The 25,008-nt window shown below is 32.4% G+C and carries 27 protein-coding genes and 1 pseudogene; 12 read left to right on the forward strand and 16 right to left on the reverse strand.

Annotated features, from left to right (window positions below; translation table 11 throughout):
* Positions 1 to 44 precede the first annotated feature (44 nt).
* From dnaG to CVIC12175_RS00625, 3 genes are read left to right on the forward strand one after another with little or no spacing between them, the layout of a single operon-like run.
* On the forward strand, positions 45 to 1,691 hold the full coding sequence (gene dnaG / locus CVIC12175_RS00615) for a DNA primase (RefSeq protein ID WP_086315757.1): 1,647 nt from the start codon (positions 45 to 47) through the stop codon (positions 1,689 to 1,691).
* Entirely contained in the window at positions 1,688 to 2,671 is a 984-nt protein-coding gene (locus CVIC12175_RS00620) for an ATP-binding protein (RefSeq protein ID WP_086249355.1), read from the forward strand. The genes dnaG and CVIC12175_RS00620 overlap by 4 nt, the downstream gene beginning before the upstream one ends.
* 7 nt (positions 2,672 to 2,678) lie before the next feature.
* Positions 2,679 to 3,512: a radical SAM/SPASM domain-containing protein gene (locus CVIC12175_RS00625; RefSeq protein ID WP_192940154.1), complete on the forward strand. Its 834-nt coding sequence runs from the start codon at positions 2,679 to 2,681 to the stop codon at positions 3,510 to 3,512.
* Between the two features lie 171 nt (positions 3,513 to 3,683).
* Here CVIC12175_RS00625 and CVIC12175_RS08765 read toward each other — a convergent pair whose 3' ends face one another.
* From CVIC12175_RS08765 to CVIC12175_RS00640, 4 genes are all read right to left on the reverse strand, one after another.
* Positions 3,684 to 3,812: a hypothetical protein gene (locus CVIC12175_RS08765; protein WP_257789266.1), complete on the reverse strand. Its 129-nt coding sequence runs from the start codon at positions 3,810 to 3,812 to the stop codon at positions 3,684 to 3,686.
* Between the two features lie 339 nt (positions 3,813 to 4,151).
* Positions 4,152 to 5,081: a hypothetical protein gene (locus CVIC12175_RS00630; protein WP_086315758.1), complete on the reverse strand. Its 930-nt coding sequence runs from the start codon at positions 5,079 to 5,081 to the stop codon at positions 4,152 to 4,154.
* A 17-nt stretch (positions 5,082 to 5,098) separates the two neighbouring features.
* On the reverse strand, positions 5,099 to 5,311 hold the full coding sequence (locus CVIC12175_RS00635; protein WP_086257191.1) for a hypothetical protein: 213 nt from the start codon (positions 5,309 to 5,311) through the stop codon (positions 5,099 to 5,101).
* Between the two features lie 249 nt (positions 5,312 to 5,560).
* Positions 5,561 to 6,946: a cation:dicarboxylate symporter family transporter gene (locus CVIC12175_RS00640; RefSeq protein WP_086315759.1), complete on the reverse strand. Its 1,386-nt coding sequence runs from the start codon at positions 6,944 to 6,946 to the stop codon at positions 5,561 to 5,563.
* 184 nt (positions 6,947 to 7,130) lie between these two features.
* Here CVIC12175_RS00640 and CVIC12175_RS00645 point away from each other — a divergent pair, with 184 nt between their 5' ends.
* From CVIC12175_RS00645 to CVIC12175_RS00655, 3 genes are read left to right on the forward strand one after another with little or no spacing between them, the layout of a single operon-like run.
* Positions 7,131 to 8,219, forward strand: a complete 1,089-nt coding sequence (locus tag CVIC12175_RS00645; protein WP_086256339.1) for an aminotransferase class I/II-fold pyridoxal phosphate-dependent enzyme — start codon at positions 7,131 to 7,133, stop codon at positions 8,217 to 8,219.
* Positions 8,209 to 8,823, forward strand: a complete 615-nt coding sequence (locus tag CVIC12175_RS00650) for a pimeloyl-ACP methyl esterase BioG family protein (RefSeq protein ID WP_086315760.1) — start codon at positions 8,209 to 8,211, stop codon at positions 8,821 to 8,823. The genes CVIC12175_RS00645 and CVIC12175_RS00650 overlap by 11 nt, the downstream gene beginning before the upstream one ends.
* Positions 8,813 to 9,493, forward strand: a complete 681-nt coding sequence (locus CVIC12175_RS00655) for a methyltransferase domain-containing protein (RefSeq protein ID WP_086315761.1) — start codon at positions 8,813 to 8,815, stop codon at positions 9,491 to 9,493. The genes CVIC12175_RS00650 and CVIC12175_RS00655 overlap by 11 nt, the downstream gene beginning before the upstream one ends.
* On the opposite strand, the gene bioA is transcribed toward CVIC12175_RS00655, so the two are convergent.
* Positions 9,494 to 10,849, reverse strand: coding sequence for an adenosylmethionine--8-amino-7-oxononanoate transaminase (gene bioA / locus CVIC12175_RS00660; RefSeq protein WP_086315762.1), 1,356 nt, complete (start codon positions 10,847 to 10,849; stop codon positions 9,494 to 9,496). It abuts the gene before it with no gap.
* Positions 10,850 to 10,857: 8 nt separating this feature from the next.
* Positions 10,858 to 11,541 (reverse strand): dethiobiotin synthase, encoded by a 684-nt coding sequence (gene bioD, locus CVIC12175_RS00665; RefSeq protein ID WP_086256335.1) that lies wholly within the window; start codon positions 11,539 to 11,541, stop codon positions 10,858 to 10,860.
* Positions 11,542 to 11,677: 136 nt separating this feature from the next.
* Between bioD and CVIC12175_RS00670 the strand changes: the two genes are divergently transcribed.
* Both CVIC12175_RS00670 and CVIC12175_RS00675 read left to right on the forward strand, forming a co-directional pair.
* On the forward strand, positions 11,678 to 13,480 hold the full coding sequence (locus CVIC12175_RS00670; RefSeq protein WP_086256334.1) for a PhoX family protein: 1,803 nt from the start codon (positions 11,678 to 11,680) through the stop codon (positions 13,478 to 13,480).
* Positions 13,481 to 13,667: 187 nt separating this feature from the next.
* Positions 13,668 to 14,171 (forward strand): hypothetical protein, encoded by a 504-nt coding sequence (locus CVIC12175_RS00675; RefSeq protein WP_086315763.1) that lies wholly within the window; start codon positions 13,668 to 13,670, stop codon positions 14,169 to 14,171.
* On the opposite strand, the gene CVIC12175_RS00680 is transcribed toward CVIC12175_RS00675, so the two are convergent.
* Positions 14,164 to 15,405, reverse strand: coding sequence for an ANL family adenylate-forming protein (locus CVIC12175_RS00680; RefSeq protein WP_192940155.1), 1,242 nt, complete (start codon positions 15,403 to 15,405; stop codon positions 14,164 to 14,166). The genes CVIC12175_RS00675 and CVIC12175_RS00680 overlap by 8 nt on opposite strands.
* A 102-nt stretch (positions 15,406 to 15,507) precedes the next feature.
* Between CVIC12175_RS00680 and CVIC12175_RS00685 the strand changes: the two genes are divergently transcribed.
* Positions 15,508 to 16,380 carry a nucleoside-diphosphate sugar epimerase/dehydratase gene (locus CVIC12175_RS00685; RefSeq protein ID WP_086257190.1) on the forward strand — a complete coding sequence of 291 codons (873 nt, stop codon included), beginning with the start codon at positions 15,508 to 15,510 and terminating at the stop codon, positions 16,378 to 16,380.
* Here the strand turns inward: CVIC12175_RS00685 and CVIC12175_RS00690 are convergent.
* From CVIC12175_RS00690 to CVIC12175_RS08695, 8 genes and pseudogenes are all read right to left on the reverse strand, one after another.
* Positions 16,364 to 16,993 (reverse strand): class I SAM-dependent methyltransferase, encoded by a 630-nt coding sequence (locus tag CVIC12175_RS00690; RefSeq protein WP_086315765.1) that lies wholly within the window; start codon positions 16,991 to 16,993, stop codon positions 16,364 to 16,366. The genes CVIC12175_RS00685 and CVIC12175_RS00690 overlap by 17 nt on opposite strands.
* A complete protein-coding gene (locus CVIC12175_RS00695; RefSeq protein WP_192940156.1) occupies positions 16,986 to 17,348 on the reverse strand; it encodes a diacylglycerol kinase in 363 nt (120 codons plus the stop codon). Before CVIC12175_RS00695 ends, CVIC12175_RS00690 begins: the two co-directional genes overlap by 8 nt.
* A 64-nt stretch (positions 17,349 to 17,412) precedes the next feature.
* Positions 17,413 to 18,537 (reverse strand): NnrS family protein, encoded by a 1,125-nt coding sequence (locus tag CVIC12175_RS00700; protein ID WP_086315766.1) that lies wholly within the window; start codon positions 18,535 to 18,537, stop codon positions 17,413 to 17,415.
* Positions 18,530 to 19,219 (reverse strand): ATP-binding cassette domain-containing protein, encoded by a 690-nt coding sequence (locus CVIC12175_RS00705; protein WP_086315767.1) that lies wholly within the window; start codon positions 19,217 to 19,219, stop codon positions 18,530 to 18,532. Before CVIC12175_RS00705 ends, CVIC12175_RS00700 begins: the two co-directional genes overlap by 8 nt.
* Complete coding sequence (locus CVIC12175_RS00710; protein ID WP_086315768.1) at positions 19,219 to 20,019, reverse strand: ABC transporter permease; 801 nt, start codon at positions 20,017 to 20,019, stop codon at positions 19,219 to 19,221. The genes CVIC12175_RS00705 and CVIC12175_RS00710 overlap by 1 nt, the downstream gene beginning before the upstream one ends.
* A complete protein-coding gene (locus CVIC12175_RS00715) occupies positions 20,016 to 20,993 on the reverse strand; it encodes an ABC transporter substrate-binding protein (protein ID WP_192940157.1) in 978 nt (325 codons plus the stop codon). Before CVIC12175_RS00715 ends, CVIC12175_RS00710 begins: the two co-directional genes overlap by 4 nt.
* A gap of 167 nt (positions 20,994 to 21,160) precedes the next feature.
* Positions 21,161 to 21,649, reverse strand: a complete 489-nt coding sequence (locus tag CVIC12175_RS08690) for a sulfatase-like hydrolase/transferase (RefSeq protein ID WP_086315770.1) — start codon at positions 21,647 to 21,649, stop codon at positions 21,161 to 21,163.
* An 11-nt stretch (positions 21,650 to 21,660) separates the two neighbouring features.
* Positions 21,661 to 22,047, reverse strand: a pseudogene (locus CVIC12175_RS08695) (sulfatase-like hydrolase/transferase); the annotation flags it as partial.
* Here CVIC12175_RS08695 and CVIC12175_RS08705 point away from each other — a divergent pair.
* A complete protein-coding gene (locus CVIC12175_RS08705) occupies positions 21,989 to 22,114 on the forward strand; it encodes a hypothetical protein (RefSeq protein ID WP_257789267.1) in 126 nt (41 codons plus the stop codon). The pseudogene CVIC12175_RS08695 and the gene CVIC12175_RS08705 overlap by 59 nt on opposite strands.
* On the opposite strand, the gene CVIC12175_RS00730 is transcribed toward CVIC12175_RS08705, so the two are convergent.
* Positions 22,089 to 22,778: an LTA synthase family protein gene (locus tag CVIC12175_RS00730; protein ID WP_086315772.1), complete on the reverse strand. Its 690-nt coding sequence runs from the start codon at positions 22,776 to 22,778 to the stop codon at positions 22,089 to 22,091. The genes CVIC12175_RS08705 and CVIC12175_RS00730 overlap by 26 nt on opposite strands.
* A 194-nt stretch (positions 22,779 to 22,972) precedes the next feature.
* Here CVIC12175_RS00730 and CVIC12175_RS00735 point away from each other — a divergent pair, with 194 nt between their 5' ends.
* Together CVIC12175_RS00735 and nrfH are read left to right on the forward strand one after the other, a co-directional pair.
* Positions 22,973 to 24,289, forward strand: coding sequence for an MATE family efflux transporter (locus CVIC12175_RS00735; RefSeq protein ID WP_086315773.1), 1,317 nt, complete (start codon positions 22,973 to 22,975; stop codon positions 24,287 to 24,289).
* A gap of 208 nt (positions 24,290 to 24,497) precedes the next feature.
* A complete protein-coding gene (gene nrfH, locus CVIC12175_RS00740; RefSeq protein ID WP_086257200.1) occupies positions 24,498 to 24,968 on the forward strand; it encodes a cytochrome c nitrite reductase small subunit in 471 nt (156 codons plus the stop codon).
* The last annotated feature ends 40 nt before the right edge of the window (positions 24,969 to 25,008 follow it).

Raw genomic sequence — 25,008 nt, forward strand, 5'->3', positions numbered from 1 at the left:
AAATTTAATGGCGATTATAGCTAAATCAATGTATAATCTCGCTTATGATATCTAAAAATAGTATAGAAAATTTAAAAAATATAGTTGATATTGCTGATGTTGTAGGCAGTTATATACCGCTTAAAAAATCTGGTGCAAATTTTGTATGTGTCTGTCCATTTCATAATGACAAACATCCATCAATGTCTATAAGTCCTAGCAAAGGTATATATCACTGCTTTTCTTGTAAAGCTGGTGGCGATGCTATTAAATTTGTTATGGAGTATGAAAAATTAGGATATGTTGAAGCTATTGAAAAACTAGCAAGCATATATAATGTCGCATTAGAATATACAAGTAGCAAAAATGAACCAAAGATAGATAAGAAAATTTTAGAGAATTTAAATTTGCATTATAAGACGCTTTTGTATAAAAATCCTGAAGCCCTAAACTATCTAAAAAGTCGCTCCATCACTGATGCTATTATAGAAAAGTGGGAGCTAGGCTGGGCAGCAGGCTCACAAAATACTCTAAATTTACTTCAAAATGAAAACATAGAGCCAAAAGAGGCTTTAGAAGTTGGCGCTATAAAACAAAATGAAAGTGGATATTACGCTAGTTTTATCAATCGTATAACCTTTCCAATATATAATCATCTTGGGCGTTTGGTTGGTTTTGGTGGTAGGACAATTAGCGATAATCCAGCCAAATATATTAATAGTCCGCAAAGCCAAATTTTTGATAAATCAAAGATATTTTACGGCTATGATAAGGCTAAGAGTGAAATATATAGGTCGCATTCTATTGTAATTTGTGAGGGTTATATGGATTGCATTATGCTACATGCTGCTGGAATAAATAATGCCGTAGCAGTTTTAGGTACAGCCCTTACTCAAAAGCATATACCTTTAATACAGCGTGGAGATATCAAAGTAACTCTAAGTTTTGATAGCGATAGTGCTGGAATTAATGCAGCCTTTAAGAGTGCAAGATTGCTTATGGAGCATCAAATAGATGGTAAAGTAGTATTAATTAGTGGTGGCAAGGATCCAGCCGAACTAGTAGCAAGTGGCAAAGATATGGAGCTAAGAGATATGTTAAGTGGCGGTGTGGAGCTTGGCGAGTTTTATATAACTCAACTTGTAAAAAATTTAAATCCCAAAACCCCAATAGAGATAGCAAAATCACTAAAAGCTATTCAAGAGTTTAGCTTTGGTTTAAATCCAATTGTAGCTGATGCGTATGTGCCTTTAGTATCTACACTTTTAAGGATCGATCCAGGCTCATTTAGACTAAGCAAGACTACAAAAAGAAGAGATAATTCAAATTTAGCAAAAACTCAAACAAATATTCAAATTCAAAATCTTCCAATTATAGAAAAAAAGGATATTGCAGAGCTATCAATTTTAAAAAATATGCTTAAAAATCCTGAGTATTGTCAGATTGTAGAGCAGTATTATGGGGTTGAAATTTTTAAAGATAAGGCTACATATAGAGCAGTTGTAGGTTCGCAAAGTCAAAATAATGAGTATATAAGAGAGCTAGAGTTAAGCCAAAATTTAGAAGAGTATAAGAGTGTAAATGAGCTTCATAATGCTATTAGGCCACTTGCAGTAGGATATTATGAAAGGCTTTTAAAAAACAAAAATCTAACAATTGAAGAGATAATAGAGTGTAAAAAAAGAATATCAATGTTAAAAGGAAAAAGATGAAAAGAAAGTGTTTAGCACTATTTAGCGGCGGGCTTGATAGTATGCTAGCTATAAAATTAATTACAATGCAAGGTATTGAGGTTCATGCTTTAAATATAGATATAGGATTTGGCTCAGATCCGGTTAAAAATGAGATATTAGCTAGACGCGCAGCTATGGCTGGAGCTAGTTTTGAGAGTGTAAATGTGCGTAGTAAATATCTTCAAGATGTGCTATTTAATCCTAAATTTGGCTATGGAAAGCAGTTTAATCCATGTATTGATTGTCATGGATTTATGTTTAAGACTGCAATTTCTATGTTAAAAGATTATGGTGCTAGCTTTGTAATTAGTGGTGAAGTAGTAGGTCAAAGACCGATGAGCCAGCGAAATGATGCGATGGTGCATGTCAAAAATTTAGCCGATGATAGAGATGATATAGTGCTTAGACCATTATGTGCTAAGCTTTTAAAACCTACAATGCCAGAGCGTGAAGGCTGGGTAGATAGAGAAAAATTGCTAGGATTAAATGGTCGTGGCAGAAACGCTCAGTTAAATTTGGCTAAAGAGTTTGGATTTGATGAGTTTGAAAGCCCTGGTGGAGGCTGTCCATATACAATGGAAGGATTTAGTAATAGGATTAGGGATTTTATCAAATTTGATAATAATATGAGTGAAGATGATCTACAAAGCTTAAGATATGGTAGGCATTTAAGACTTCCTGATGGCGCTAAAATGATAATAGGCCGTGATCAAAATGATAATGAAAAGCTTGAAGCTTTAAAATTAGAAAAGATGGATAGTATAAATTATGATGGAATTATAGGAGCGCATAGTTTTATAGATAAAAATGCAAGTGATTTAGATAGAGCTTTGGCTGCAAAATTAGCAATTAGTTATTGCAAAAGCGAACCAAATGTAGTGTATAAAGCCAAAATAGGCGATAAAATTATAGAAGCTACAAAATGTGATAAGAGCGAAGCTGCAAAATATTTTATCTAGGATTGGCGTGGGTAAATTTCAAAAAGTCTATATAGAAATTAGCGATGTTTGTGGGTGCGAGTGTAGCTTTTGTCCTTCGCCAAATATAGCTAAATTTGGAGCGATGGATCTTGAAGTTTATAAAAGCATTTTATCTCAAATAAAAGGCAAAACCAAAGCTATATGCTTACATCTTTTGGGTGATCCTTTGGCTAATGCTAATTTAGATCTTTATTTAAATTTGGCTCTTGATAGTAATTTTAATATCGACTTAGTAACAACTGGTAAATATCTTAAAAACCATGATTTTGCCATGCTTTGCAAGGCTCATCAAATATCGTTTTCTCTAAGTGCATTTTTAGATAAAAATGCCAAATTTAAAGATGATTATATAGATAATTTGCTTGAGTTTTGCAAATTTAAAAACGCTATAAATAGCGAGATTTTTATCAATTTTAGAGTGCAAAAACATATGCTAAATTTAGATAAATTTCATCTAATAAAGGATAAATTTGAGCAGTTTTTTGGCGTTAAGATTGATTATCAAAATAATAGATTTCGTTTAGGATATAAGATATTTTTGAATTTCAAAGAGTATTTTGAGTGGAGAGAGCCAAATAGCCAAAATATACAAAAATATTGCCACGGCCTCTCATCTCAAATTGGGTTTAAAAGTAGTGGCGTAGTGGTGCCATGCTGTATAGATGCAAATGCTGATATAAAATTAGGCGATATAAAAAAGCAAAGCTTAGATGAGGTTTTAAACTCGGCAAAAGCTGTAGCAATAGTAGATGGATTTAAGCAAGGCAAAGCCATAGAAGAGCTATGCAAAAAGTGTGAATATAAGGCGGTTTTGGACTAATTTAGGCTAGTGTTTTTAATTTACTTAAAATTTAGCCTTAGTAAATATAAAATTTAAATTATTTAAGCTAAATTTAATCTATTAATAAAACAAATTTAACTCTGAAATTCAGCACTTTTAAGTGAAATTTAAGTAGATAGCCTTAAATTTCAACTTCTTAATCTAGCAAATTTAAAAATTCGCCCTTATATGCTCTTTGTAGCTATTTATATACTCATCTGTCTTTGGATTTTTAATTACATCATTACAAATAAAGCTTGGCAATGCCTTCATACCGTAAAATTCCATCGCCTTATGCATAGCAAAGGTTGCGCCATCATATCCACACCTTCAAAAAACTCATTTTTATCCTTAAATGCCGTAATTGGCGCATTCCAAGTGGTGCTTATCATATATTTTTTATTTGTAGCTAGTCCGCCTGTACCAAAATCTTTATCATCATCTAAAATTAAACTTTCATCTTTGCTCTTTTAATTTTGTGATTTTAATTATATATTTTAAAATATTTTCTAAAACAAGCATTAAATTTCAAGTGCGAGTTAAGAGATTTGGCAAATTTTAGAATTAGCCATAAATTTAAGCTTTTGCTTTAAGTTTTTCAAAGTCAAACTCATCAGGGTGGTTTATAGCGTAGTTAAATTATACTTTGAAATCTATCTTTGAATTTTCTATATTTGCTTCTATGTTTTTTATTACAGAGCTTAAATCCTCTTTTAGTGTATTTTCATCCATTAGAAGTCCTGCTTTTGCTAAAATTGCTTTTTGCTCAGCATTTAGTGAGCTTACTCCGCCCATAAATTGTTGTAAAAGAGCTTTAGCTAGTAAGTCTTCGCCGACATTTATTTGTTCTATTTTATCCCCTATCATAGCTGTTATAATGTCTGTTACATCTTGTTCGTGTTCGTTTTTATCCATTATCTCACCATAAGCTATTTTACCATCACTATTTTTATCATTTTGTATTGTTTTATTTAGCTCCTTTTCTATGCTATCACTTGCGTATTTTCCAGCAGCATAAGATGAAGAATGCTGATTTTTAAAACTATCTCCAAGTTTCATATAACTCTCTGTGCTAGTAGAAGTATCAGTCATAGAATAAAGATTAAAAACTCCGTGCGAAGTAAAACCAGAATTTGTATTTGCTAACTCATCTTGACTTAGGTATCCATCGCCATTAGCATCGCTACTAGCATATCCACGCTTGTAAGCTATATCGCCAAACCACCCAGCCACAAAGCTTTCAGCCTTACCACTAAGTATTTGCGAACCATCGCTTTTAGTAAAGAAATCTTGTTTTCCAAATACTCTTTGGAGTTTTTCTAAATTTTCATCGCTAAGTCCAATTTTTATAAATTCCCCACTTGTTTCATCTTTGAAATAGACTTGATTTTTAAAAGTGCTTTCATTAAAATTAACCTTAATACTAGTGTTAGTAAGGCTATCTATGCTCTTATCAAGCTCTGCTAATTCAGTCTTAGAACGATTTTGCACATCTTGACTAAGTACTCCATACACGAAATTATTAGAAATGGTCTCATAGCCATAATATTTCATATTTGTAAGATTCATTGATAGCCTTTTATTGTTTAACGAATGCAACCTATCCACGCACAAAAGGCATTTGAATAGATACTTTGATGATTTGTTTGTGGATTGGTATTTGCGTTTTGATTATTTGAACTTGCAGTGTGAATATCTAATTGATAGCGTATATTACCATATCTATCTACATAATAACCAGCAAAAGCAGAACTAGCCAAAGTGGCGACTAAAACTGATGAAAAAAGTAATTTTTTCATATTTTCTTCTTTCTTTATTGTTAAGCTTGTTTTTATTATAACAAAAAATCAAAATTATTAAATGATTTTTGTAGTATTTGTTACAATTTTTTAATCAAGTGTTACTATTTTACACAAAAATTATCTTAAATTAATAAATTTAGCTATTTTATATTAGAAATTTTTCTTATAAATTGCTTTAATATAGATTATAGTGTTACATTTGCTATGTGCTTAAGAGTTTAATATATAAAATCATTGGCTAGAAATTTAAGCTTTTGCTTTAAGTTTTTCAAAGTCAAACTCATCAGGGTGGTTTATAGCGTAGTTAAATTTTTGCCTATCGATTTTTTTATCCCAAATTCCTACGATTAGACAAGCCACTGCGTTGCCACATAAATTCCCCACCGCACGCATCTCGCTCATAAATTTATCCACTCCAAGTAGCACCGTTACAGCCACCACAGGTATAACATCATGCATAGAGCCAAGCGTCCCAGCAAGCACTACAAAGCCTGAGCCAGTTACTCCTACGGCACCCTTGCTTGTAACCATCAAAATTAGTAAAATACTAAGCAAATGCGAAAAACTAAGCTCTATATCAAAAGCTTGAGCTAAAAATATAACACAAGCTGAGAGATAAATATTTGTACAATCTAGGTTAAAAGAGTAGCCAAAAGGGGTGATTACACCGACGCAACCTTTATGAATTCCAGCACTTTCAAGCTTTTTCATAAGTGGGGCTAAGGCAACTTCGCTTGAGCTAGTAGCAAAGACAACTAGCACCTCTTTAGCAATAAACCGCATAAATTTAAATATATTTACCTTAACAGCGTAGCAAATCACACCAAGCACCACAAAAATAAAAACCAAACACGACACTAGCATAGTCCCAAGCAGACTTAGCATACCTATCAAACTCTCAATGCCAAATTTGCCAATGAGATACGCCATCGCACAATACGCCGCTAAGGGGCTTAGCCACATAAAGATACTAAGAGCTTTTAACACCCAGTTTTGAGCCTTTTCAATAGGATTTATGAAAAAATCTTTGATTTTCTTTGGTGAAAAGCTTAACACAATTGCTAAAAACAAAGCCATGAAAAGCACTTGAAGTGTGTTTGCTTTGATAAATGGGGTGATAACGATACTTAGGGCTAAAAGAGTATTTTTAAGCATACCTATCATAAATCCAAATCCGCTAAGCGTGTTTAAGTCATCATAAGGTAAAAGCGGAGCTTTTGGCACTGCGTTTGCTAATATCGACCAGATCGAGCCTACATCTTTAGAAGCTCCAGAGAATTTCTCAACACTACTAGTATCAAAGGAGTTAGCATCTAGATGCATTCCCGCTCCAGGTGCTAAGAGCAATGAGCCAAAAATGCCCATAGCTAAGGCTATCGTGCTAACTACTTCAAAGTAGATAAAGCCCTTTAAGCCTATGCTACCAAGGTCTTTTAGACTATCTAAGCCTACAATACCTGAAATAATGGTAAGAAAGATAATGGGTCCTACCATCCACTTTAAAATCATTATAAAATAGTCAATTCCAAATTTACTATCAATTCCAATTTGCGGAAAAGTATAACCTACAAAAATACCAAGCACTATTGCTAAAACAACCCAAAATGCGAGATTTTTTAATACTCCAAGCATACTAAAACCTTAAAAAAATGATAAATTTTATCACAATAAATCTTAAATTTTTTAAGAAAATCAAGTGGAATTTTGAATAATCATTAGATTTTTGGTTTAGGTATTTTTGAAATGTTGTTTTATTTTTAATTTCATTTTTTGATATAATGCTAAATTTTATAAAGCTAAATTAAGTGAGTTTATAATGTTTGATATACAAAAAGCAAAGCAAGATAATAACTTTAGAGAGTTAAAGCACTCAAGCATAAGCTCAAAATTTCTAAACTTAAATGGCAAAAGACTGCTAAACTTAGGCAGCAATGACTATCTTGGGATAGCTAGTAATAGGGCATTAAGAGATGAATTTTTGCAAATTTGTTTAGATAGTGAGTGGTATTTTGGCTCTGGGGCTAGTAGGCTAGTTTATACTTCAAGTGATGAATTTGAGCGTTTGGAGAGTTGGTTTGAGAATAAATTTAAAAAAAGTGCGTTAATTTTCAACTCTGGGTATTGTGCGAATTTAAGCTGTATTAGTGCCTTAAATAGTGATGATACGCTCTTTATAGCTGATAAATTAATTCATGCTAGTATGATTGATGCATTAAAATTATCAAATGCTAATTTCAAACGCTACGCCCATAACGATAATGAAGCATTAGAGAGTTTAGTTAAGCAAAATTATGATAAATTCAAACGAATTATAATTCTAAGCGAAGCTATTTTTAGTATGGATGGGGATAGGGCTGATATAGAGTTTATGCTATCATTAAAAAGGCGTTATGATAATATTATGTTATATATAGATGAGGCTCACTCGTTTTTTGCCTTAAATGAGCTTGGAATTTGTGGCGATATGAGCTGTGATATTGATTTTATCCTTGTTACGCTTAGTAAGGCTGTAGGAAGTAGTGGAGCTGTGCTTTTAGGTAGCAAAGAATATAAAGATATATTTATAAATAGTGCTAGAAGCTTGATATATTCTACTTCTATACCACCTATAAATGTAGCTTGGAGCAATTTTATTCTAGCTCAAGATCACTCAAAACGGCGTGAAAATTTAGTAAATTTGATAAATTATTTAAATCTCAACTCAACCCATATCTGCCCTTTTGTCGTTGGAGAAAATGCCAAGGCCTTAGAGCTTTCAAAGGCGTTAAACGAGCTTGGCTACTTTGTCCCAGCTATCCGCCCACCAACAGTCCCAAGTGGCAAGGCAAGACTTAGAATTAGCTTAAGGGCGGATTTACAAGATAGCGATTTGATGAGTTTAAAAAGGCTTTTAGATGAAAATTGATCTTATTAAAGAGGCTAAAAAACTCATTGTATTATTCTTGGGTTATGGCTTTGATAAAAGTAGCATTAGCCACTTAGAGCTTGGAGATTATGGGCTTTTGGTGGTTAGTGATTATAGTGATCTTAGTTTTGATAGAGAAATTTTAGCCAATAAAGATATATATTTAATCTCTTGGTCTATGGGTGTTTGGGCTGCAAATTTGGCACTAAAAAATACCCCCTTAAAAGTCGCAATTGCCATAAATGGCACCCCTTTTGGAATAGATGAAAAATATGGGATTAAAAAAGATATTTTTTATAAAAGTATAAGCGAGTTTGATTTTGAAAGCTTTAAAAAACTCTGTTTTTTAGGCATTAATGAGCAAAAATTTAAAGATTTTACATTTAATCAAAATGCTAAAATCGAGCTTATAAATCTTTATAAAAACGCTATTTTGCCTTGTGAGAACGCTATTTCGTGGGATAGGGCTTATATTAGTAAGCGTGATTTAGTCTTCGATAATCGGGCGGTTTTAGAATATTTTAAGGATAAAGCTAGGATTATAAACGCTCCGCATTTTATATTTTTTAATTTTAAAAGCTTTGGAGAGATAGTTGAAATTTAAAAGTGCGAAATTTTATGACCTTTATGCCAAACCGCAGATTTATGCGGCAAATGCTTTGATACAAACTCTTAAAGATTATAGACAAAATTTCGATGATATTTATGAGATTGGTGCTGGAAGTGGGGTTTTGACAAGATTGATTATGGAGAATTTGAGTTATGAAAATTTGATTTTAAATGACCTTTATGAGAGTGAATTTATGAGTAAATTTAGCACTCAAATAGGCGATATTACCCAGTTAAAGATTAAAAATAAACAAGATTTAATCATCTCAAGCTCAGTTTTTCAATGGATTAATGCCCTTGAGAATTTGGCTAATAAGCTCAAATTTAGCTTAAAAAGTGGTGGGATTTTGGCTTTTAGTATATTTATTGATGGGACTTTAAAAGAGCTTTCAAGTTTTACAAATCAGAGTTTAGAGTATAAAAATTTAGACCAACTAAAAGCAATTTTTAGTAAAAATTTTGAAATTCTAAATGCACAAGAGAGCCAAATCAGGCTAAAATTTAACAATCTAAAAGAGCTTTTAACTCACCTTAAACATACTGGAGTAAATAATATAAAGGGCGAATTTAAGCTTACAAAAAGCAGTATTGAAGCCTTAAATTCACACTTTAACAATGATTTTAGCTTAAGTTATAAATTCGCTATTTTCATCTGCTTAACATAATCAAAATCCTCCAAGCACCTCATCTATGCTTTTTACGCACCTTTTTATCGCCTCATCCATCTCATTTTTTTGAATATTTAGCGGTGGATTAAAGTATATAACATCGCCAAGTGGCCTTAGTATAAGACCATTTTTTAAAGCTTTTTTATAAATTTGATATCCAGTTCTTAAGGCTTGGTTAAATGCCTTTTTGCCATCTTTTTGCTCCACTAGCTCAATTGCGTTTATCAGCCCAATAGTGCGAATTTGACCTACATTTTTATGCGAGCTTAGAGCAGAGTTTATCTCATTTTTTAGATAGATTGCGTTTTGTTGGGCTTGGCTTAATATATTTTGACTCTCAAATATATCCAAAACCGCATTTGCCGCAGCGCATCCAAGTGGATTGCCGCTATATGTATGAGAGTGCATAAAGGCCTTGCCTTGCGAGTATGGTGCATAAAAAGCATCATAAATCTCATTAGTAGTAGCCGTAATAGACATTGGCATATATCCGCCAGTTAGCCCCTTTGAAAGTGTCATAATATCAGGGCTAATATTTGCGTGCTCACAAGCAAACATCCGCCCAGTCCGCCCAAATCCAGTAGCGATCTCATCAGCTATTAGTAGCACTCCATACTCATCGCAAATTTGCCGTAGCTTTTTAAGATATAAGGGTGGATATATTTTCATTCCAGCAGCAGCTTGAAGTATAGGCTCAACTATCAAAGCCACGCTCTCATGGCCATACCTTTCAAAAACTGGCATAACATAATGCTCAAAATATTTAGTAGCTATCTCATCGCAACTACCATCAAATTGGCTTCTATACATATCAGGGGCTTGCAAGCGAATAGCCTTCATCAGCATTGGCTCATAAATTTTAGCATACAAATCAAGAGCCCCAACGCTCAAAGCACCGATAGTTTCGCCGTGATAAGCATTACTTAGACAGATAAATTTATCCTTATGCGTATTGCCTACTTGGTGCTGATATTGAAACGCCATCTTAAGCGCACTCTCTACAGCCGAGCTGCCATTATCTGAAAAGTTAAATTTATCTAGCTTGGGCGGAAGAATTTGCCTTAATCTACTAGCTAATCTCACAGCACCTTCGTGCGTGAAATTAGCAAATATCACATGCTCAATCTCATTAAGCTGATTTTTAATAGCATTGTTTATATACTCATTTGAGTGCCCTAGTAGATTACACCACCAAGAGCTGATTATATCGATATACTCTTTATCATTTTCATCATAAATTTTAACCCCATTGCCACGCTTTATTACAATTGGTGGTAGCTCCTTATAATCATACATTTGCGAACACGGATGCCATATTAGCTCCAAATCCATCTTTGCTATATCTAAAAGCATATTTATCCTTAATTAAAAATATCTAAAATCTCATTTTTGCTTATATCCAAGCTTAGCTCATCTCTTTTTACGCAAGATAAAATTTTTAGACCAAATAGCTCATTTATCATCTTTTTATTATCTATGCAAATGGGGCAATTTTCATCAAAATTATTTAATATCGCGCCCTTTATATTAACGCCATTTTGCCTTAGATAAAAGCTAGTTAGCCCAGTTTGATTTATCGCTCCAAGGGTTGCATCTGATACTATTATAACGCTTAAATTTAAAGTTTTTACCAGATCAAGTAGCATTATCTTCTTATCATCATATCTAAGCGGACATATCGCACCACCGGCTCCTTCAACTACCATAAAATTGCAAATTTCATCTAGCTTTTTAAATTTAGATATGATAATATCCATATTTACGCTCTTATTCTCATTTTTAGCCGATAAATGCGGAGAATAGGGCTTGATAAAATTATAAGCACTCATTTGAGAATAGCTAAGCTCAATCTTAGAAAACTCACGCACAAACTTCACATCAAGCGGGATTATCTCCCCATTATCATCTATCAAATTTCCGCTAGAAACTGGCTTGAAATAGCTGGTATTTAGTCCAAATTCACGCATTTTCTTTACTATTAACGCACTTATATAGCTCTTACCTACATCGGTGCCAGTGCCTAAAATAAATATCTTTTTACTCATCTTACTTCCCTTAGATATTATAAATTTGTATTTTAAGATTTTAAGGCTAAATTTTACATATTTTTAACCAAAATATCATAAAAATTTTACAAGCTGATTTTATAATTTCGTCATAATTTATCATATGGAGTTTTTTATGGAAAGAAGAAATTTTTTGAAAGTTTCTAGCGCTGTTTTGGCTTATGCGGGATTTTTTTCGCCTTCTAGTGTGTTAGCCAATGAGAAAAAACATTTAATAGGATTTAAACAAATCGCCCCTAGCACAAGCGATAGCGTCATAGTCCCTGAAGGATATGAGGCTAAAAAGTTAATTAGTTGGGGCGATGCGCTCTTTAGCAAGGCAACGCCTTTTGATGAGAGCAAAACTATCAATAAAGCAGCCATAGCAAATGCGAATTTGGTATTTGGCGATAATACCGATGGTATGGCGTGGTTTGGCCTTGATGAAGATAGAGCGATTTTAGCTGTTAATAATGAGTATATGAATCCAGAAATAATGTTTAATCACCATGGCAAAAATATGAGCTTAGATGATGTTAAGTATGAGCAAAATTCCGTTGGAGTAAGTATATTTGAGATAGCTAGAGATAGCGATGGGGATTATAGCGTTGTGCTAGACTCACCATACAATCGCAGAATCACAGCTAATACCAAAATGGAGATCCAAGGCCCAGCTAGAGCTAATAAGCTTATGAAAACAAAAGCCGATAAGAGCGGTAGCGAAGTCTATGGAACTATAAATAACTGCGCTAGTGGCAAAACGCCATGGGGGACATATCTTACTTGTGAAGAGAATTTCAATGATTTCTTTGGGTCTAGTGATGAGAATTATGCATTTAATCCAGCACAAAAACGCTATGGCCTTAGCGTAAAAGGTGAGAATTATGAGTGGAAACTAGATGAGAGATTCGATATCGCTAAAAACGAAAATGAGCCAAATCGCTTTGGTTGGATAGTAGAGATAGATCCATATAATCCAAACTCAACCCCAATCAAACGCACCGCCCTAGGCAGATTTAAACACGAAAATGCCGAAGTAGTAATAGCCAAAAATGGCGAAGTCGTGGTATATATGGGCGATGATGAAGTTAATGAGTTTATGTATAAATTTGTCAGCAAAGCCAAATACAATCCAAACAAACCAAATAGAGATATTTTAAACGAAGGCACACTATATGTAGCCAAACTAAAAGATACCGACGATTTTACAGGCGTAGGAGAGTGGGTGGCTTTAGAATATGGCAAAAATGGCTTAGATAGCAAAAATGGCTTTCATAATCAAGGCGATGTCTTGATAAATACTAGATTAGCAGCTAGCATAGTCGGTGCTACACCTATGGATAGACCTGAGTGGATAGCAGCTGACCCAGATGGAAAATACCTATATGTAACCCTAACTAACAACACCAAAAGAGTAGAAATAAGCGAGTCAAATCCAAGAGCCAATAATATCTATGGCCACATCCTAAGATGGTCCCCAAAAGGCGATAATCACGCTGATAGTGGCTTTAAATGGGATATATTTTTGCTTGCGGGAAATCCTTTGAAATATCCAAATGATTTAAGAAAAGGAACTAGCAATATCAATGTAGAAAATATGTTTAATAGCCCAGATGGATTGAAATTTGATAAATTTGGCAGACTTTGGATACAAACAGATGGTAAATACTCAAATAAAGGCGATTACGAAGGGATGGGAAACAACCAAATGCTATGCGCTAATCCTATCACCGGCGAGGTTAGAAGATTTTTAACCGGCCCAGTTGCTTGTGAGATTACGGGCATTGCCTTTAATGAAGATTATGCAACTATGTTTGTAGGAATCCAACACCCAGGCGAAAATCTAGCTAGTAGCCACTACCCAAATGGTGGCAACTCAACCCCACGCAGCACAATAGTCCAAATCCGCAAAAAAGATGGCGGAGTGATAGGCTCGTAAATAATATTTAATTTCAAAGCCCATATTTGGCTACTTTGCCAAGTAATAAAGAAAATTATTTTTAAGCTTAGTGGGGGCTTTTTGTTAGATTTGATGGCACTACGAACCCCCCCCCCATATGAAACATAGCTTTTAATGTTATAATACTATTTAAATTTTTATCAAGACATTTATTTTGGGGTGCGATATGAAATTTGTATTTAAAGATTATAAACTACTAAGTCTAGATGAGAGCTTTGAGATTTTAAGCATTAGAAATAATAAGGCAATTAGAGGTATTAGCTTAGATAGTGGCGTAATTGATATACAAATTCACAATAGCTGGATTTTGAATTTGCCAAAAGGCTCATACTTTGCGATGATATTTAATGATGATATTGTGGGTGGGGTGAGTTTTAATAATGGCTTTTGGGGGATTTTTTATAAAGAGAGTGCCCAGCCTTTGATAAGATCAATTTTTGCTTATCTATTTTTATCAAAAATTTTAAAAGATAGCGATTTTATCTACTCTAAGATTAAATCAAACAATCAAAACGCCTTGAGATTTAATCAATTTTTTGGCTTTGATATAATCAAAAGTGATGGGATCTACACCCTAAAATTAGAAAAATCCAAATTTATCTCACTAAATAACAAGCTAATTAATAGGGTAAAATCTCTAGCTGATAATAGCAAGGTGGAGTTTATCTAAGCTTTCTATCTTTTTTAAAGCGATTAGTAAGATCAATTTTTTTAACTAAATTTATTTTAACAGGTACTTTATATCTCTCTAGCTTAGCTTTGCAGTGAGATTTAATGAGCGCTTTGGTGTCATCTTTATTTAGAGTGCTTACTACATCGCATACTACCATTTCTCCAGTGATTAAAGATGGCTTAGAATATACTATCACATCACTAATTTGTTCAAGTTCCATTATGCAAGTCTCAATCTCACAGGCTAAAAGCTTATTGCCAACTACATTAATTAGCTCCTTGCTTCTACCTAAAATTTGCAAAAAACCATCCTTGTCAATATCAACTAAATCCCCGCTATCAAACCACTGATTGATATTTTCATCGTGATTTAAATAGCCTAAAAACATAGTATCAGATCTTAAAAATAGCCTTCCATCTACAATCTTATACTCATTTGGATCAAGCTTAAAGCGTGTTGAGCTTGAGGATTTGGATATAGTGCGTAGTATTCCAGTCTCGCTAGTGCCAAAAGTTTGAATAAATTTAAGATTTTTAAATGTTGATTTTAATCTTTTTAGTAGGTTTTGATTCATGCGTTCAGTGCCGTAAGTTATCAGCCTTAAAGAGCTTAAATCATAATTTTGATACTCCTTGCTAATTAATAATAAATTTAAAAAGCTTGGAGTAGTTGGCAATATATTGACTTTAAATTTTTCTATACTTTTGCATATATTTTGCGGGGTAAAATCTTTTGCTATGACAAGAGTAGAGCCACTTATGAGTCCAGCAAGTAGGCTATTTATCCCACCAATATGATCAAAAAGCAAAAATAGCAAAACTCTTAAATTTCGCTCTTTTTTATCTTTATGACTATTAATTAATCTGCTTAAATCATGCAATATCGCCTTTGGCTTGCCTAAAGTAGCACTAGAAAATAGTATTAATCCATTTTTATTTTTAAGTTTGTTATTTATAGGATTTGAGGTTTTTAGATCTATTATTTTGCGATCTAAAGTGATGAGTTTGTGAGCATTAGAGCTATCTAGATAGCTTTTGGTATGCGCTATATTTGGTATCATTGCTATAGTGTTTTGATTTAGATAAAGAGCGATAAATAAAGCGATATTATCAAAGCTATATTTTCCATAAATTGCTATAATTTGATTGCTATTTTCATCTATATTATTGCTATTTTTTAACTCTTTTGCAATTTTTATTATAAGATTTGTAATTCTTGATTGCACTGCCACCCCCCCCCTATGCATTTTAAAAAGCGTAAAAATTTGCTAAAATTTTACTAAATTTAACCTTTGTATATGTTAAAATAATAAAAATCAACAAAAGGTATCAATATGCAAAATATAGTTATATTTGGCACTGGAGCAGCTGGTAGAGCGATATATAGAGCTTTAAAAGATGAGTTTAATATAGTTGCATTTATAGATAATAATCCTAATAAACAAGGCACAAAATATTGCGATATAGAGATTTATAGCGTGCAAAATGTGGTAAATCTTAAATTTGATTATGTATATTTGGGTGGAATTTGGGCTGATGAGATGGAGGCTCAACTCTTAAATTTAATAGATAAAAGTAAGATAAAAGTTTTAGATGAAAAGGATATATCATTTTCTACTCCATCTCGTCAGGTAGCTACTGATGAGATTATGAGAGTGCTCGATGGCTATTTTAAAGAGATTAAAATGGACTATTTTTTGTGTAATTCTGCCCTTATTTCACTGCTTCGTGGTAACTCTTTAAGCGTAGTTAGTGATGTGGATTTATATGTGATGAATTATGCTGATTTGGAGTATTTAGCCAGAGAGCTTCCGCATTTTTTAGGTAGTGAATATAAGCTAAATTTACGCTATGTCAAAGGCGACGCAGCTGTAAGAACAGATGGCCAGATTAAGCGAATTTGTATCACAAATAATCTATTAGAGAGTATTGTTATAGATATTGGTCTATTTGATGAGTATGAAAATTTTATGGTGTGCGATTATGATGATGGGAGATATTTTTATTTTCCAAAGGAGATTTTTGAAGGCGGATTTACTAGGCTTGAGTATATGGGTTTTGAGCTAAATGTATTAAAGCATTATAATGAGTATTTAGAGTTTATGTATGGTAAAAATTACTTAGAAATGCCAAAAAGATTTAGCTCAAATGACTATTTAAATTTAAAAACCAAGGACGAATTAGAAGCACTTATAGCGAGGCAATGACTCTAATGCAGACGCAGTTTTGCCCTGGTGTTGGGGCAAACTCGCTACTTTCATCAATATCAACAATTTTAAAGCCATTTTGGATTAAATTTGCTTTAAATATATCTGGGTCTATAAATCTTCTATAATGCCCATCGCTTATAAACTCCCTCTCTCCCACAGCCTTACCAACTCCAAATTTATCATCATTTATACTTCTAGCTTCTACTACAAAAAGCCCACTAGGCTTGAGTAAATTTTTGACATTTTTTATCAGCCCTAGCTCAGCGATATCATCAATAGCATGTAGCGTAAAACGGCTATAGCATATATCAAATTTATCTTTTAGGTTAAGTGGCGCAGTAAAATCAGCACAAATCCAGCTAGCTTTTTGGTTTTGTTTTTGCAAATTCTCAATAGCAATATGCGAACCATCAATAGCTACAACATCAATACCTTTAGCGTTAAAGTATAAAGAATCCCTACCATTACCACAGCCAAATTCGATCAAGCTTGCTTTGTTTTTATTGCGCAAAAAATTATTAAATATGAATTTAGCAAATTTGCTAGGCTCTTTAATCTCATCGTGTTCTAAGCTATAAAACTCATCCCAATAGGCACTATCTCTAAGCATCAAAAACCATCCCAAATATTATCACACCCCAGCATAAAACAGCACTACTAATAGCTATAAATACAGCTGCACTCCCGCAATCTTTGGCGATTTTGGCTAAAGGGTGAAAATCTGGAGTGATGATATCCACGCAAGCCTCAATAGCGCTATTTACGCACTCCATAGCAAGGATAAAAAGCAAGCTTACCCCAAGTATAATCTGCTCTATACCACTAAGTGGCAAAAACCAAATAGCTATAAATAAGGGTATAATGATAAATAGCTCAATTCTAAATGAGTGTTCATTTTTTACCATCGCTTTTAAGCCGCTTAATGCGTATATTGTATTGCTATAAAAGTGGTATTTAGGTTTCATTTTTATCCTTAGGATATGCAAATTTGCTAAATTATATCTTTATTTTTTAAATTTTGCTTTTAAATTATTTAGGATCATCTGTAAATGGATTGTTCTTATAGATTATAAAATACCTTCCACTAAACATCAAAAAGACAAGACCTACAAAAATAGCTGGCACTGTAATGTAAAAACTATCCCAAAAATCTGATAAAAATACCCTAGAAATCACTGCTATAAATAAAAACCCAAGCCCCATTTTGCCACATATTGGCAGATTTAAAACAACTTGACCACTATGGCGAAGAGATGATACATTAAAGATAAAAAATACAAACCCAAGAAGAGTCCAAATAGTAATCCCGTGCAAAATCTTGCTACTAAAATCAAGCCCTAAAAGCAAATTTAATCCAAAAGCGCTATATAAAATCCCACTACCTAAAAGTAAAATATAGTAAATCAATGTATAATGCACACTAAGAAAGAATTTATAGTGCCATTGAGCTAGCAAACTAAGAGTGATAAGCCCAGCTCCAAAAGCTATAAATCCTTGTGTTTCTAAATTTAAATTTAAAAGAGTCGCATAAGCTAAAGTAATAATTGATAAAAATGATATATTTTTTAAAATTGGATTTGGAATAAATGTATATGTATTATTATCTTTGCCAAATTTTTTATCAAGTGCAAGATTGCCAAGCGTCATACTAACTCTAAAACCAATTAAAATAATTCCAGCTACATAGCAGTGCAAAAGCGCATAAGAGTTAAGCCCATAAAATAGCCCTAAAATTTCAACCAAAGTGATACTAAATAGCAAAAAGATTAAGGCAAAATTATCATAATTTTTACCTAAAATAAGCCAAAAAGATACAACTAAAGCTAAAAAACTCCAAAAAATAGCTATAAAAATATGCCCATTAAATCCTAAAATTTGAGATATTAAAGCTAAAATTAAAATGAGAAATCCACTTATACTATAACTCATTAAACTTTTTTTATAATTAGCCCAATCAGGCACAGCAGTAAATAAAAATCCGCAAAAAGCTGCAGCACAAAAAAGCTCTAAAAATATAAATTGATGAAAAGATATAAAATCCCCAATCCTAAATATCAAAACCAAAGCACCAAAAATTGCTAAAATACCAGCAAAAATATAGTATATTCTCATCGGATGAGCAAAAAAATCATAAATCAAACTATCTTTAATCAAAGTATATTCTCCCTTTAAATTCACTATCAAATAGCGATTTAATCATATTTTCGTCCAAATTTTCTTGAGTAATTTGTAGTGATTTTTCTATATTCATTCCATATCTTGATAAAAATATAATTCTATTAGAAATCTTACACGCTTCATACACATCATGAGTAACTAATATTACACTAATACCGCTATTTTTGGCTATTGATTTTAATTTGTTAATTAGTATTTCTCGCATAGCAAAATCAAGCCCACTAAAAGGCTCATCAAGTAGCATTAAATCAGCACCTACAACAATAGCTCTAATAAATGCTACTCTAGCTCTCATACCGCCACTTAGCTCTTTTGGATATCTGCTTGCTTCTTGCTTGCTAATGCCTAGCTCTTCAAGCATAGAATAGATCTGGTTTGGATCTGGCTTTTGCATTACTATGGCGATATTTTCATAGGCATTAAGACTCTCAAAAAGTCTATGCTCTTGAAACATATAGGCTATTTTTTTACATATTTTTATCTTTCCATCATTTGGCTTTAAAAGTCCGCTAATAACTCTTAAAAATGTACTTTTACCACATCCACTTGGACCAAAAAGCGTAACAATCTCGCCTTTTTTAACATTTAAACTAAAATTTTTTATAATCTCTTTTTGAGCTATATGGTAGCTTAAATTCTCAACACTTAAAACACCCATTAGTTCTCCTTAATCCAAGGCAAAAATATAATATTAATAGGTTTTATAACAAGAAAATTAAAAAGCAAAATTATCCCTATCATAATAACTACATAAGCCAAAACCTCAGTAGTATCAAGGTAGGCTCTAGCATCAGCTATCTTAGCTCCTACGCCATCACTAGCACCAAGAAGCTCGGCCATTATTGCTATTTTAACCCCCATAGCTGTTATGATATTTAGCGAATTTAAAAGATAGGGTAAGATATGCGGTAGATAGTAGGCTTTTAATCTTTTGATTAAATTTAATCTATAAGCTATACAAACCTCATTTAGTCTATTATCAAGCGTAATTACACTTAGCATAGAATTAGCAAAACTCAAAGGAAAAATTGCTATAAATACAGTAAAAATCACACTCATATCTCCAAACTCAAACCAAAACAGAGCCAAAACAATCCATATAATCGGTGGCATAGCTAAAAATATATCCATCAGCGGTTTAAAAATTTTGGCTAAGGTTTTAAAACTACCTGCAATTACGCCCAAAACCCACCCAATAATAAAGGCCAAAACTATACTAATAGCTGTTCTATATATTGTTAGTGAAATTTGGCTATTGCTACTTGTAATTAGCTCAAATGAACGCTTAAGCACATCAAGTGGAGCTGGTAAGATAAAACTACCGCTAAACTCAGAACCGATCTGCCATACGCCTAAAAATATAGCTATAAGTCCAAGTCCGCTAAGCCCTTCAATTAAATAGTTACTAATTTTATGCAAAGGGCTTAGCTTAATCTCAATTCCATCTTTTATTATCATAGATATAGCTCTTTACTAGGCATTTTACCTCCTATTAATTTTGGGTTTATATCATAAATAATATCAAAAAATAGATCTAAATTTTGAGCGATATCTTGACATCGTTCTACTTTTAAATTCGCATAATTTAGAGCTTCTTTTATTGCTGGTTGCGGGATAGGAAGGTATTTAGAGCCAAATTGTGCTGCTAGATCAAAACTAGAGTTTATCCATACTAAAGCCTCTTTTAAATCCTTATGAAAGGTATTGAAAAATTCCAAATTTTCTTGATAAAACTTGCCATTTACTATTAATCCAGCTTGTGGAATTGTAGGAACTTGTTTAAATGTATCAGCCCAAATTTTTTGTATATCTAAAGATCGTTTTACATCTACTCCATTTTTCTTAGCTGTTAAGCTCATTGCTGAGGCCATAGGCTCTGATATAAGGATATTATCAAAATCTTTTTTAAAAAACATCATCATCGCCTCAGGTGGAGTCTGGACATATGTGATATCGATTTCATTTAAATTTATGCTATTTTTTATACATAATGCTCTAAAGACAATATCTGGCAAATCATTTTTAAAGGCCATAATTAGCTTTTTGCCTTCTAAATCTTTTAATGAGTTTAAATTCTCACCCTTGCTAAATATATAGTTTAATCCATTTGTTAAGATATTTAGCATTTTTACATCAAGCCCTTGATTTGCCAAATTTAGCCCTACATTTATAGGTGATGCTGAAAGCAAAAACGAACCACTAGCAAACCCAGCTCTTAATTGGTCTGGATTTCTCCACTCTTTATAGTTTAAATTTATTAAATTTTTTGCCTCTCCTTGCTTCATTGCTACAGCCACAACAAGCGATATAATCGCAGGTGCGTTCCATATATCAAGTCTTAATTTTTCACTGCTAAAAAGTAAATTTGGGATACTCAACGCCCCAATGCTAAAGGCTATGCTATGTTGTAAAAATTCTCTTCTACTACTCATAAAATCTCCCATAAATAAGTTTATAATCATACAAAAATTATCCTAATAATTATTAAATTTTTTCTATTTTTTAGCTTATAAATATAATTTTAATTGAATTTGATTTATTTATAAATAGAAAGAATTAATTTGCCTACCTTGTTTGGTAGGCTTTGAGATTATTTTAATTAATTTTTTAACTCTTTATCATAATCCTTGCCAGAAAAGATTCTAACTCTATTAGTGTTAAATTCATCACTAAATATACTCCTACTAGGCTCAAAATCCTCGCTTGTAATACCTAAAATATCCATAAATCCATGGATAAAATCATCGCTCATAAATGGCTTATTTTGGGCTTTTTTGATCTTTTCTATTATTTGTGGATTTTTAGCCTTATCACTAAGATATATCATAAATGGAATTTCAATCATATATCTAGATGCTTTAGCAGAGTTATGCCCCTTAGATTCTCTAAAGTCATATACTTCATCAGCATGATCGCTAATATAAAAGATAATCGCATTTTCATCTTTATAGAGTTTAAAAATTTCGCTTACTACATAATCATTGTAAGCTATGGCGTTGATATAATCTAGCTTCTCTTTTAGCCCTTTATTGCTGATTTTATCACCATTTGGATATTTATCTAAATTAGCGTTTTTAAGCTCATCCATATCAAAATATTTTATATTTTATTATTTTTATCAAATCTATTAGCATAGCTCATATGTGTTCCCATTAGATGGAATATATGAAATTCCTTATCAGCTTGAACTCTATATTTGTTATACACTTCTAATAACTTTTCATCAAAATTATTTTTTAACTCAAGACTAGTGGCAACCCTAGTAAATTCTCTAATCTCAGCACGATCAGATATAACCTCAGGTATATTACCCCATATAGACACAGCCTCTTGATTGCTAAACCACTGCGTTTTATATCCAGCGATTTTCATTAGATCTATGATATTCATATGTTCATACCATTTTATGCTTTGGCTATTTTCATAGTTGCTAAATGTTAGTAGCTTTGCTAAAGCTGGATTGGTATATGACTCAGGCGAAATAGTATCGCTAAACTCAAATAGATTACCACTATCTTTAAAAGAGTTTAAATTTGGCGTAGTATCAAGCTAAACCCATATAGACTTTGGTAGTTTCTTTGAGTAGATTCGCCAATTATTAGCACGACTTTTGGGATATTAAGAGTTGTAGTTAGATTATAATCTTTTTGCATTTGAGTATCTAGAGTTTTAGCTAATGCTCTAAATTCATTTAGATACCTGTTTTGTTCAGTTATTCCATCTTTGATAGTTAAAAACCATCCGCCAAGCCTTAGCCTCTCATCTTCTAAATATTTTGTCCCTTTTGAAAAAATAGCAACTGATATGATAAGAAAAAGGATAAAATATACTTTTGAATTTAGTGGTTTTGGATTAAATTTAAAAGGAAAATAGAAAAATAAAATAGAAGCCACAATAAAGCCAAATAGAGCCAAAGCAACATTTAAACTAAAATAGCTTTGCATAAACTCAGCAGCTTCACTTGCTTGCGAGGCTAAAAGCGTATCAAAAAATATTGGATTTAGATAGTTTGAAAAATTGATAAATAAAAATATCTCAACAATACCAATAAATGCATAAATTAACACAAAACAAGTCTCTAAAATATTTTTAAATTTAATTGGTAAAAAGCTAAAAAGATAAAATAGACAAAAAAATAGCCCAAAAGTTTGGAAAAATATCTTAATAAATTGCTTTAATCCCCACTCTATGCTAGGCTCAAGCAAAGCAAAAAGCAATGCATTAACAATAGCAATATACTAAAGTTTGCGATTTAATAGCATTTGTATTATCCTTTTGTAGATTAAAAGCCAGTATTGTAGCCAAAATTTATATAATTCCCAAATGCAATTGTAGATAATTACACCACATAAATAGCTTTTTATCTTAAATTTGATAAAATAGTGGCTTTAATTTTATTATCAGGTGCAAAATGGCTACCAAACAACTCTCCTTAAAAGCTCTTAGTATTCCTATATTTTTTGAACTATTTTTGCGTTATTTATCGCTGATTATAAATACCTTAATGGTCGCTGCATACTCAAATTTTTTAGTTGGAGCTATGGGTGCTGGTAATCAAATTCTTGATATTTTTATAACTATTTTTGCATTTTTAAGTATCGGTTGTTCAGTTGTCATCACTCAAGCAATTGGAGCTAAAGATAAAATCCTAGCTAGAAAGGTAATCCACCAAAGTCTATTTTTAAATTCAATTTTAGGTTTAGTTTGTTCAATAGGTATTTTGTGGCATGGAGATTGGATTTTAGAATTAATGAATGTGCCAAAAGAGCTAATGAGCCAAAGTATAATCTACTTGCATATGCTTGGAATTTGCCTATTTTTTGATGCTGTTGGGATAGTTTTGGCATCAATAATTCGTGTTTATAATAGAGCTTATAGCGTGATGTTAGTAACTGTATTGATGGACGGCATTACAGTTATTGGCAATTACTATGTGTTGCATTATACGCAAAGTGAGCTATTTGGCGTAGGGTTATCTACGATTATAGGGCGTGTTGTAGCTATTATTATTTTGGTATTTATGCTAGTTTGCCTACTTAAATTTAAACCTACGATAAAAGAATTTATAAAAATTGAGCGTGATGTATTTAATAAAATTATAAAAATTGGTGGCTGGGCAGCTGGGGAGAATCTATTATGGATTATTCAATATACTATTGCTTTTGGTTTTGTAGCTAGTCTTGGCAAGGAGAGCTTGAGCGTCCAAACCATATATTTTCAAATTTCTTTATTTATAATGCTAATTGGTCAAGCAATCAGTATAGCAAATGAGATAATAATTGGCAAATTAGTAGGTGCTAAAAAACTACAAATAGCATATAAACACACTTGGCGTGCTTTATATATAAGTATTTTAGCATCATTTTTAGTAGCACTTGCTAACTTTATATTTAATCAGCAGACAATGAGTGCGTTAAATTTAAATATAGAATTAAAAGAGCTAATGATTCCACTATTTACTCTATCTATATTCTTAGAAGTTGCTAGAACATTTAATATTATAATGGTTAATTCACTTCGTGCTAGTGGAGATGCGAGATTTTGCTTTTATAGCGGAGTTGTATTTATGTTTGGGGTTTCGCTTCCAGTAGGTTATATTTTGTGTTTTAATTTTGGACTTGGAATTTTAGGTGTTTGGATTGGATTTTGTGCTGATGAGGCGCTGCGTGGTATCACTAATGCATGGCGTTGGAAAAGCAAAAAATGGCAAGATAAAGCCGTAGTTTGATATAATCAGATAAAAATTATATTAATCAAAATTAAACCAAATTTGAGCAAAGTTTTGAGCAAAAAATATACTCCAAAATATGCTAAAATCGTATTTTAAGTTTAATTTAATTGACAAAAAAATTAAATTTCATTACAATTTCATTTAACATTTTTATCTTTTTGGGAAGGAGGATAAAGTGCAAGGTAATAGTAATAACTCTACATTTATGTGGTTTTTAGTTGTTTTAGTAATTATCATTGCAGGTGCTGGATATACTTTTTATAATGCCAAAGGTATGTCGTATTTTAGCGATGATAGTGCAGCCTGTAACAACTGCCATGTTATGAATGATGTATATGCTAGCTGGCGTAAAAGCCCACACTCAAGAGAGATTAACGGCAAGCCAATTGCAAGCTGTAATGACTGCCATTTACCAAATGAGTTTGTAAATAAATGGATAGCCAAAGCTCAAAGTGGTGTTTCTCACGCTTATGCATTTACCTTTAATCTAGATGATTTACCGCAAAATTTCACTGCGACTAAAATGAGTAAAAATATGGTACAAGCAAACTGTGTACGCTGTCACTCTCAAATGGTATCAGTAGTGGTAAATCCAACAACAACTGTAAATCATGCCAATGAACAGCTAAGCTGTGTAAAATGCCATGCTAATGTAGGTCATACACGCGGATTTTAAGGCTGATTTAAATACTTTGATAACAAAGTAAATTTAACTT

The sequence above is a fragment of the Campylobacter vicugnae genome, assembly GCF_002139875.1.
Classification (GTDB): Bacteria; Campylobacterota; Campylobacteria; order Campylobacterales; family Campylobacteraceae; genus Campylobacter; species Campylobacter vicugnae.